At 52.3% G+C, this 3,362-nt stretch carries 4 protein-coding genes; all 4 read left to right on the top strand.

Translation table 11 applies throughout. The annotated features are described in order from the left end of the window. Positions 1-429, top strand: a 429-nt coding sequence (locus B3W37_RS15475; RefSeq protein WP_483176337.1) for a response regulator transcription factor, incomplete at its 5' end; no start/stop codon positions are given. After that, positions 430-1,515, top strand: coding sequence for a sensor histidine kinase (locus B3W37_RS15470; RefSeq protein ID WP_483176336.1), 1,086 nt, complete (start codon positions 430-432; stop codon positions 1,513-1,515). Between the two features lie 52 nt (positions 1,516-1,567). Next, positions 1,568-2,251 (top strand): ABC transporter ATP-binding protein, encoded by a 684-nt coding sequence (locus B3W37_RS15465; RefSeq protein WP_483176345.1) that lies wholly within the window; start codon positions 1,568-1,570, stop codon positions 2,249-2,251. Then, positions 2,245-3,362: ABC transporter permease (locus B3W37_RS15460; RefSeq protein WP_483176335.1), on the top strand; the 1,118-nt coding region annotated here is incomplete at its 3' end. The genes B3W37_RS15465 and B3W37_RS15460, both read left to right, overlap by 7 nt.

Genomic DNA, 3,362 nt, shown 5'->3' with positions numbered 1-3,362 from the left:
ATGGGGTATGATCTGGGAGCAGACGATTACCTTACCAAACCCTTCAGTTTGATGGTGCTGATTTCCAAGATACGAGCACTGCTGCGCCGCAGCCAGCTCAGTCCCGAAAATGTCGGAATCAGATCGGGCGACATCACTTTTTACCCGGCCACTATGCAGCTGTGCAAATATCAGCAGGCGATCAACTTGAGCAAAACGGAATTAAAATTGCTATCTTATTTCCTGAACAATCCCCGGCAGATAATAACCCGGGAGCAGTTTCTGCAGCATCTCTGGGACAGCCAGGGCGACGATCTGGATGAAAACACCTTGGCCGTAAACATCCGCCGACTGCGGGAAAAAATCGAGGACGATCCCTCCCGGCCCCGCTATATCAAAACGGTTCGCGGCATCGGATATATATGGGGAGAAAGGTGTGTGAGCGATTAAATGGATTGGAGAAAAGACCCTTTATTCAAACGCTACCTGCTGGCACTTATTATCGCCGCCGCTGCTATTGCCGCCCTCCTGCTCGGCAGCGATATCCTGTATATCCGGCGGCTGGCCAGCCCCGGATCTGGTTTCTATCACTGGCTGCCGCTCAGAGACGCCGGATTAATGCTGCTTATCACCGCAGTGAATCTGGTGCTGTTTACCCGCATGATAAATCATATCGCCGCCGCCCTGGAAAGGACCTCCTCAGCGGCGGACAGAATCATGGCCGGGGATTTTTCTTCCCTTTCCGGCCATAGCGGGAATCGTGAAGGGATTATATCCCGGCTGGAATCCCAGTTTGGACAAATGTCCCGCCGCTTACAGCTCAGCCTGGAAAGCATGCATCGGGAAAAAGAAAAGGTCAAAGCCCTGACCTCTGATATCTCTCACCAGATAAAGACTCCCCTGGCTTCATTGCAGGTACTGAACAGCCTTTTGCTGGAAGAGGAGCTGTCGCCACAGGAACGGCAAGAGTTTTTGCACCACAGTCAAAAAGAGATTGAAAAACTGGAATGGCTGTCCACTTCCCTGCTGAAGATGTCTCACCTGGAGAGCGGCATGATCCAATTAAAAAAGGAAAAGGGCGACCTCCGCCAGACCATAGTAGCGGCGGTCAACGGCATCTATCCCCAGGCCCTGGAAAAAGACATAGAAATCGATATGAGCGGACTGATGAGCCTGCGCATCTGCCACGACATCAGGTGGACCCGGGAAGCTCTGTTTAATGTTATGGAAAATGCGGTAAAATACACCCCGACCCAGGGGCACATCAAAATTGGGATGGAAAAATTGGAGCAGTATGTAAAAGTAGATATAGAGGATAGCGGCATCGGCATCCCGCCCCAGGAAATGGAACATATCTTCGAGCGCTTTTACCGGGGCCGGTCGCAGGCAATCCAAAACGCGCCGGGGCTGGGCATCGGCCTTTATTTGAGCCGAAATATACTGGAAGAGCAAGGCGGAGGAATCATAGCTGTTCCCACCGAAAAACCGGGCAGCAAGTTCAGCCTTTTGCTGAGCTTACAAAATTGTAAGGAATGATGCGGGCAATCGTAAGCTTCTCGATTTATCCTGGAAGTGGGAGATGATAATGATGAAGCTATTGGAAACCAAATCTCTGCGTAAATTCTACGGCAGCGGGGCCAATATAGTGAAAGCCCTGGACGGAGTGGATTTAAGCGTAGAGGAAGGAGAATTCGCCGCTATAACGGGCAGTTCAGGATCAGGCAAAACCACCCTTTTGCACCTGCTGGGAGGACTGGATCGTCCCACCGCCGGCAAGGTGCTGATCGAGAACCAGGATGTCTATGCCATGAAGGATAACGAGCTCGCGGTTTTTCGCCGCCGAAAAGTGGGATTTGTATTTCAGGCCTACAACCTGCTGCCGGTTTTGACCGTATGGGAAAATATAACTCTGCCCATTGAAATCGATCTGAAAAAGGTAGATCGGTCCTGGGTGGAGGAATTGCTGGAAGTGCTGCATCTTCAGGACAAAGCCCGGGCTTTTCCCCACCAGCTTTCCGGCGGCCAGCAGCAGCGGGTGGCTATTGCCCGGGCCCTGGTTACCCGCCCTTCCATCGTACTGGCAGATGAACCCACCGGCAACCTGGATTCCCACAGCAGCCTGGAAGTACTGCACCTGTTGAAACAATCAGCCCGCCAATACCATCAGACCCTGCTGTTAATAACTCATAATGAAACTCTGGCCCGGATGGCGGAACGGATCATCCGCATCGAAGACGGACGGCTGCTGGATAGGGAGGGAGAACGATGCTGAACTACGTCCGGATGGCCTGGAGATATATCACCCGTTATCCCAAAGGTTCTCTGGTCCTGTGGGCCAGCATCACCCTCAGTGTTTTTCTTATCGTCGTCATCGGCTCTTTGGGAGAAAGCAGCCGCAACGCCGATCTCAAGAATGTCAAAGCCTATGAAGGGCAGCAGCATGTCGTTTATACCGAACTCAATACATCCCAAACTGAAAGTAGCAGGCAATACGATTCCATAAAAGAATCCGCCCGCCTGTTCTATTATGACGACTGGAAGAGCTCCAACCAGTTTTTAGTTAACCTGCTGGCCGCAGATAGAAATATTCTGTATATGGAAGATACCGCCCTGATAAAAGGCCGTTTTCCTAACCGGGTCAATGAAATCGCGGTGGAGAGCTGGGTCCTGGAAAGGCTGCGGCTGCCGCAGCAATTGGGACAATCCCTGGAAATATTTATGCCCAACCGTGGCGAAACCCAACATTTCAAACTGGTTGGTATTATCAAAGACCGCCTGGCGGAAAAGTCCAGCGGTCAGATGGAAGCCTACATCGCCTTTGACCAGTCCTATCTGCCCGGACGAGAGAATCATATAAGTTTGTTGGTGGAATTCAAACCGGGAGTTAATATAACGGAGGAAATCAAGCGGTTGGCAGGCACTCTGGACTGCCCCACAAAGAACGTCATGAGCAACCGTTCCCTGCTGGAAGCGATGGGGCAGCTGGATAAAGTGGATTGGGACCTGGTCAAGATCGCTCTCCTGTTGGCACTGGTAGGCGGTATGGTCATCTACAGCGTATATAGCATCTCCATCTTACGCCGGGTCCGGGAATACGGCGTCATGCGGGCGGTGGGAGCCACCGCCGGGCAGCTCGTCCATATACTGATGGCCGAGATTCTTATCCTGTGCGCCGCCGGGATCTTATGCGGGATCATAGGCGGCATTGCGTTCGTACATCTGTTTGCGGGAATGACCACCGATCTGTTCACAACCACGGAAGTCATCGGGCAGAGCAAGCTGGATGTCATTGTAATTTCGGCTGCGGCCATAAAATTGGCCATTGCGGTCGCTCTGGCTTCTATTCTGGCCGCCGGCATCAGGACAGCGGTCATGACCTCGCG

The sequence above is a fragment of the Syntrophomonas sp. UBA5494 genome (assembly GCF_002426325.1).
Note: the sequence above shows the minus strand (reverse complement) of the source record. Positions and strands in the feature narration are given on the sequence as shown.